The sequence below is a fragment of the Roseospira goensis genome, assembly GCF_014197795.1.
GTDB lineage: Bacteria > Pseudomonadota > Alphaproteobacteria > Rhodospirillales > Rhodospirillaceae > Rhodospira > Rhodospira goensis.
This window is the reverse complement of sequence record NZ_JACIGI010000040.1, coordinates 21452-28202: the sequence shown is the minus strand read 5'-3', so window position 1 is coordinate 28202 and position 6751 is coordinate 21452. Positions and strand designations below refer to the sequence as shown.

Here is a 6751-nt window from a genome sequence, read left to right as displayed (position 1 = left end):
GGTCCCACGCAGGAGCGTGGGACCGAGAAAGCGAAGGGTCTCGCGCCCACGCTCCCGCGTGGGCGCCGGGGGGCGGTCCCACGCAGGAGCGTGGGACCGAGAAAGGTCATCCGTCCACGCTCCCGCGGCGGCGAGCCTACCACCCGCGACCGGACAGCGGGTCGTCAGGGTCCGCGCCCGACGCGGCACCCGTATCGGTGATCTCCACCGCCAGCAGCGCCTTCAGGTAGTTGTGGTCGCGGCGCCAGCGCGCCAGCACGGCGCGGCACGCCTCCTCCGTCATGCGATCGTACAGGTCCATGACGGCCTTGTGCTCGTCGCGCAACACCGCGTGCGGCACCGGGCGCGCCTTGCGCGAGAACAGGAACAGGACCGAGAAGTCCTCGCGCTTGAGCCCGAGCGCCTTGCAGGCGATGGCGAGGCCCTCGCCGCCCGGCTCGAACAGCATGCGCCGCACCAGGATTTCGCGCATGCCGGTGGCGCGCGCGAACAGGGTCACGAACAGCGACACCTCGCCGTTCTGGAGGGCGGAGATCATCAGGTCGGCGTCGTTGCGTCCGGCCGCGCTCAACTCCTCGGCCAGCCGCTCGGCCGCGGTCGGCCCGGCGGTCCCGGCGGTGTCGTCGTCGAGGTCGCCGGACAGGGCGGCGCGCTCGATCATGCTGTCGACCTCGGCCGGGTCCAGGTCGAAGCGCTCCACGATGGTCTTGCGCAGGGCCGCCGAGACCCACAACACCATGCGCTTGGCCAGGTCCGCCGGCAGTTCGCGGCGCGAGAGAATCGGCTCGCGGAAGCCGCCGACCCGGCGCGACTGTTCCACCAGATAGGCCAGCGTGGCCCGGGAGATGCGCGCGTCCGGGTTCTTGAGCAATTCGGTGATGACGGTCTCGTTGCCGGTCCCGACCAGTTCGTCGGCGACGGCCTCGCTGACCTCGAAGCGCACCGCGACGGCGAGCTGGTGCTCCAGGGTGCGGTTGCGGATGACCTCGACCAGGTCGGCGTCGCGCAGCACCGGGCTTTGGCTCAGCACGGGGTAGGCGACGTCGATCTCATCATTGGCCAGGAAGGTGAGCAGGTCGCGCGGCACATCCGGCCGGCTGGCGAACTCGGCGGCGATGCGGCGCCGCACCGAGACCTCGATCTCTTTCAGCACGCGCCGCAGAATGTCCGCCATCAGGGCGAACTCGCGATCGTTCAGGCTGTCCGCGTCCTGGGCGAACAGGGCGGCGATGGTCTCGGCCAGCGCGTTGCGCGAGGCGACGGTTTTCTGCCGCGCCAGGGCCAGCAGATACGGCGCGTCAAGGCGCCCTGCGTTCGGCGGTTCATCGGCAGGTCCCATCGGTTGAACCCTCAATCCGGAAACGGCCGCGGCATTCGGCGACCCCTCCATTGGAACGATGCTCCCCCCGCCGGATCCCCGCGTATACCGAAAGATATAAGGGAGAGAATACCAAATCCTTAACGCGATGTCTCAACCCTCCGGCGTCAAGACCCTGATCGCCCGCCGGCTCGGGCAGTTCTGTTGAACAGCCGCCCAATTCCCCCTATGGTCCGCGCTCTGGCGGCCGCCAGCCTGTCCTCCCTCGGGCCAGACACCCCATGACCGATCTCTCGATGACCGATCTCTCGCATATTCGCAATTTCGCCATTATCGCACACATTGATCATGGCAAGTCTACCCTTGCCGATCGCATGATTCATATGTGCGGTGGGCTGAACGACCGCGAGATGAAGGAGCAGGTCCTGGACAGCATGGACCTGGAGCGCGAGCGCGGCATCACGATCAAGGCACAGACGGTGCGTCTCAGCTACACGGCGAGCGACGGTGAGGTCTACGCCATCAACCTGATGGACACGCCGGGGCACGTCGATTTCTCGTACGAGGTCTCGCGCTCGCTCGCGGCCTGCGAGGGCGCCTTGCTGGTGGTGGATGCCTCCCAGGGTGTCGAGGCGCAGACGCTGGCCAACGTCTACCTGGCGCTGGAGAACGACCTGGAAATCGTGCCGGTCCTCAACAAGATCGACCTGCCCGCGGCCGAGCCGGACCGCGTGAAGGAGCAGATCGAGGACGTCATCGGCATCGACGCCTCGGACGCGCTGATGATCTCCGCCAAGACCGGCCAGGGGGTCTCCGACGTCCTGGAGGCGCTGGTCCGGCGCCTGCCCCCGCCCCAGGGCATGGTGGACGCGCCCCCCAAGGCGCTGCTGGTCGATAGCTGGTACGATCCCTACCTCGGCGTCATTACCCTGGTGCGGGTGATCGACGGCACCTTCCGCAAGGGCATGAAGATGCGGATGATGCGCACCGGCGCCGTGCACCCCATCGACAAGGTCGGCCTGTTCACGCCCAAGCTGGTGGAAACCGAGACCCTCGGGGCCGGCGAAATGGGCTTCATCATGGCCGGCATCAAGTCGGTGGCCGATACCCAGGTGGGCGACACCCTCACGGACGACCGCAATCCGTGCGAGACCCCCCTGCCCGGCTTCCGCCCCTCGGTCCCGGTGGTGTGGTGCGGCCTGTTCCCGGTCGACACCTCGGACTTCGAAACCTTGCGCGAGAGCCTGGCCAAGCTGCGGCTGAACGACGCCAGCTTCGAGTACCAGATGGAGACCTCGGCGGCGCTGGGCTTCGGCTTCCGCTGCGGCTTCCTCGGCCTGCTGCACATGGAGATCATCCAGGAGCGGCTGAGCCGCGAGTTCGACCTGGACCTGATCACGACCGCGCCCAGCGTGGTCTATAAAATGCACCTGACGAACGGTGATTACCTGGAGCTGCACAACCCGGCCGACATGCCGGACCCGGTCAACATCGACGCCATCGAGGAACCCTGGGTCAAGGCCACCATCATCGTGCCGGACGAGTACCTGGGGCCGGTGCTGAAGCTGTGCACCGAGCGGCGCGGGGTCCAGCTCGACCTGACCTATGCCGGGGCGCGGGCGATGGCGGTCTACAAGCTGCCGCTGAACGAAATCGTGTTCGATTTCTATGACCGGCTGAAGTCACTCTCGCGGGGCTATGCCAGCTTCGACTACGACATGGACGAGTACACCGAATCGGACCTCGTCAAGGTCTCCATCCTGGTCAACAACGAGCCGGTCGACGCCCTGTCCTTCGTCGCCCACCGCTCCCAGTCCGAGTTCCGCGGCCGCCAGATCTGCGAGCGGCTCAAGGACCTGATCCCGCGCCACATGTTCAAGATCCCGCTCCAGGCGGCCATCGGCGGCCGGGTGATCGCGCGCGAGACCATCTCGGCCATGCGCAAGGACGTGACCGCCAAGTGCTACGGCGGCGACGTCAGCCGCAAGCGCAAGCTGCTGGAGAAGCAGAAAGAGGGCAAGAAGCGCATGCGCCAGTTCGGCAAGGTGGAGATCCCGCAGTCCGCCTTCATCGAGGCCCTGCGCATGAAGGACGGCTGAGGGCGCGCCGCCCGCTACAGCCCGAACTCGACCAGCGCCACCAGGGCGTGGATCACCAGCACCCCGCCCAGCGCGGTGGTGACCGCGGTCGAGATGCCGTCGTTGATGTCCAGCCCCGTGGTCTTGGGCGCCAACCCGGCGCGCAGGCTGGCGCCGGCGATGACCGCCCCGCTCAGCGTCATCTTGAGCAGCAGCCAGCCGGTGCCGCGCGGGATCCAGTGCTCGGCGTCGACGAGCTGGCCGAAGAAGTGCCCCCACCAGCGCGCCGACCCGCCGCCCGGATCCAGCAGCAGGGCAAAGGTGCGCTCGGAGGTCAGCGCCGCCAGCCCGAACAGCACCAGCGCATAGGCCAGCGCCGCCGCGACCACGGTCGCCGTCACCGCGCCCCGCAGATAGAGCCGGTCCGGCACCCCCAGATTGCGCATCGCCAGGATCTGGGCGGCATGCACCCGGTGGCCCATGTCGGCGGCGACGATGGCGCCGGCGCGCGAGGCCAGCAGGATCCCGGTCAGCAGCGGCACCAGCACGCGGTAGTGCAGCGCCCCCAGCCCGGCCAGCACGTCGTTGAGGATCAAGGGCGACAGCACCGCGCGATAGGGCATGGTCTGGACCGTGAACCAGGTGGTGACGAAGCCGACCAGCACCGCCGCCAGCCCCATATAGGCCAGCGCCGCCGGACACAGCGCCAGCGACCACAGCGTGCTCCTCAGGTAGCGCCCGAACCAGCGCCGGCGCACCCGGCGGGCGTCCGCCGTCGCCGCGCCGGCCGGCGCGGCCGTCGCGGTGGCAGCCGGGGCGGGCGGGTCATCCGATGCCGTGCCGGCGGTGGCCCGACGCGCGGCGGCCGCCGCCAGCAGGCGGGCCTCGATGACGGCACGCTCGGGCGGCAGCCGCTCCAGCGCGCGCCCGGCCGGGTCCATGAACAACACCTGGCCGGCGTAGGGCAGGAACGGCTCCAGGTGGTGGGCGACGATCAGCACACCACGCCCCAACTCGCGCGCGACCCGGGCGATCAGCCCGGCCAGTTCGCGGCCCGCCGCCACGTCCAGGCCGGCGTTGGGCTCGTCGAACAGCAATACCGGGCGGTCGGCCAGCACGGTGCGGGCGATCGCCACCCGCTGTTGCTGACCGCCGCTGAGTTGGCGCGGTGAGCCGTCGGGCGGCAAGCCGTCGAGCAGCGCGTGCGCCACCGCCCGGGCCGGGTCGGGGCCGCCGGCGACAGCGGCCGCGCCGTCGCCGTGGTCGGCGACGATGGCCAGGTTCTCGGCGATCGTCAGGTCCTCGAACAGGCCGAGGCTCTGGAACACCATGGCGCCGAAGCGGGCGGCGGCGGGGTCGCGCGCCAGGTCGACCGCGCCACCGCCGGGCGTGGTCGCGTACCCCGCGCTGGCGTCGCCGGGGCGGCCCAGCCCGGCCAGCAGGCGCAGCAGCGTGCTCTTGCCGCAGCCGGAGGGGCCGGTCAGCAGCACGATCTCGCCGGCCCCGATGGCAAACGCCGCGTCCTCCAGGAGCGGCCGGCCGTCCGGCGTGGCGAGGGTCAGGCCGGCAACGGAGAGGGCCGGGGCGGCGGTCATGGCGGGGGCGTCAGTATCCGGGGCAGGGTCAACATGGGGATCGGGATCGGGATCGGCCCGTCCCGTCTCGACCCGCACGGTAGCACCGCGCCGGCCGCGCGCCGAGCCCCGGATACGGTGTCCCCGGGCCTAGCCCGCGTCGGCCTCGTCGGTGATGGGGCCCTCGGCCCGGCCGCGCACGAACTGGTCGACGTGGGCGTTGCCGCTGTCGAACACCTCCTGGGCGCCGCCGACCCAGATCAGCCGGCCCTTGTACAGCATGGCGATGCGGTCGCCGATCTTGGTGGCACTGGCCATGTCGTGGGTGATCGACAGCGCGGTGGCCCCCAGATCGCGGGTGGTGGCGACGATCAGGTCGTTGATGACGTCGGCCATGATGGGGTCGAGCCCGGTGGTGGGCTCGTCGAAGAACACGATGTCGGGCTGCGCCGCGATGGCGCGCGCGAGGCCGACGCGCTTCTGCATGCCGCCGGACAGCTCGGCCGGGTAGAGTTCGGCCACGCTCGGGCGCAGGCCGACCTGCTTCAGGCAGGCCAGCGCGCGGGCGCGGGCCTCGGCGCGGCCGGCGCGGCGGCCCTGGATCAGGCCGAAGGCGACGTTCTCCCACACCGGCAGGCTGTCGAACAGCGCCGCCCCCTGGAACAGCATGCCGATGTGGGCGTTGACGCGGTCGCGCGCGCGCCCGCTCAGGCCCACGGTCTCCTCGCCGTCGATCTCGATCGAGCCCGAGTCGGGACGCAGCAGCCCCAGGATGCATTTCAGCAGCACCGACTTGCCACTGCCCGAACCGCCGATGACCACCAGCGATTCGCCGGTGGCGACGTCGAGGTCGATGCCGTCCAGGACCACGTTGGAGCCGAACCGCTTGCGCACCCCGCGCAGGCGGATCTTGGGGACGGACTCGGCGGGGTTCGGGGTCATGGCGGGTCCGTGCGGGTTGGCTTGGCGGACAGGGCCGGCGCGGCGGGATCGCGGCCGACGGGGCCTACTGCGCGAAGAACAGCTCGGTGATGACGTAGTTGAGGATCAGGATCAAAATCGAGGCCGACACCACCGCGTTGGTGGTCGCGGCCCCGACCCCCTGGGCGCCGCCCCGGGAGTGGTAGCCGTGGTAGCAGCCCATCAGGGCGATGACGAACCCGAACACGGCCGCCTTCACCAGGCCGGAGACCACGTCGATGGTCTCCAGGAACTCGACCGTGCGGGCGATGTAGGTGGCGGGGTTGAAGTCCAGCTTGGTGGTGCCGATCAGATAGCCGCCGAACACGCCGATGATGTCGCCCACCAGCACCAGCAGCGGCAGCATGGTGATCCCCGCGATCAGGCGCGGCGCCACCAGGTACTTGAAGGGGTTGGTGGACAGGGTGCTGAGGGCGTCGATCTGCTCGGTCACCCGCATGGTGCCGATCTCGGCGGCCATGGCGGCGCCGATGCGCCCGGCCACCATCAAACCGGCCAGCACCGGCCCCAGCTCGCGCGTGAGGGAGATGACCACGACGGTCGCCACCGCGCCTTCGGCGGAGAAGCGGGCGAACCCGGTGTGGCTCTGCAACGCCAAGACCATGCCCGAGAACAGCGTGGTCAGGCCCACGACCGGCAGCGAGTAGTAGCCGATCTCGACCATCTGCCGGGCGATCAGGCGGGGATAGAACGGCGGCCGCACGATATGGCTGACGGCCCGGCCGGTGAACATGGCGAAGCGGCCGACCTGGAGCACGAACGCCAGGAACACACGTCCGACGATGGCGAGGAAGTTCACG

The 6751-nt window shown here is 70.0% G+C and carries 5 protein-coding genes; 1 reads left to right on the top strand and 4 read right to left on the bottom strand.

Features of this window, described 5'->3' with window-relative positions:
* Positions 1–136 precede the first annotated feature (136 nt).
* Complete coding sequence (locus tag GGD88_RS16280) at positions 137–1339, bottom strand: DUF2336 domain-containing protein (RefSeq protein ID WP_184437396.1); 1203 nt, start codon at positions 1337–1339, stop codon at positions 137–139.
* A 275-nt stretch (positions 1340–1614) separates the two neighbouring features.
* On the opposite strand from GGD88_RS16280, the gene lepA reads away from it, so the two are divergent.
* The gene (gene lepA / locus GGD88_RS16275; protein ID WP_184437404.1) at positions 1615–3417 is read left to right on the top strand and encodes a translation elongation factor 4; all 1803 of its coding nucleotides are present in this window, start codon (positions 1615–1617) and stop codon (positions 3415–3417) included.
* A 14-nt stretch (positions 3418–3431) separates the two neighbouring features.
* Here lepA and GGD88_RS16270 read toward each other — a convergent pair whose 3' ends face one another.
* The 3 genes from GGD88_RS16270 to GGD88_RS16260 form a co-directional block, all read right to left on the bottom strand.
* Complete coding sequence (locus tag GGD88_RS16270) at positions 3432–4991, bottom strand: ATP-binding cassette domain-containing protein (RefSeq protein ID WP_184437394.1); 1560 nt, start codon at positions 4989–4991, stop codon at positions 3432–3434.
* Between the two features lie 129 nt (positions 4992–5120).
* Complete coding sequence (locus tag GGD88_RS16265) at positions 5121–5912, bottom strand: ABC transporter ATP-binding protein (RefSeq protein WP_184437386.1); 792 nt, start codon at positions 5910–5912, stop codon at positions 5121–5123.
* 64 nt (positions 5913–5976) lie between these two features.
* A complete protein-coding gene (locus tag GGD88_RS16260) occupies positions 5977–6750 on the bottom strand; it encodes an MlaE family lipid ABC transporter permease subunit (RefSeq protein WP_184437384.1) in 774 nt (257 codons plus the stop codon).
* Position 6751 lies beyond the last annotated feature (1 nt).

Excerpts from the sequence above, each read along its gene's own strand:
- GGD88_RS16280 (WP_184437396.1), bottom strand. The coding sequence starts at position 1,339 with ATGGGACCTGCCGATGAACCGCCGAACGCAGGGCGCCTTGACGCGCCG.
- lepA (WP_184437404.1), top strand. The coding sequence starts at position 1,615 with ATGACCGATCTCTCGCATATTCGCAATTTCGCCATTATCGCACACATT.
- GGD88_RS16270 (WP_184437394.1), bottom strand. The coding sequence starts at position 4,991 with ATGACCGCCGCCCCGGCCCTCTCCGTTGCCGGCCTGACCCTCGCCACG.
- GGD88_RS16265 (WP_184437386.1), bottom strand. The coding sequence starts at position 5,912 with ATGACCCCGAACCCCGCCGAGTCCGTCCCCAAGATCCGCCTGCGCGGG.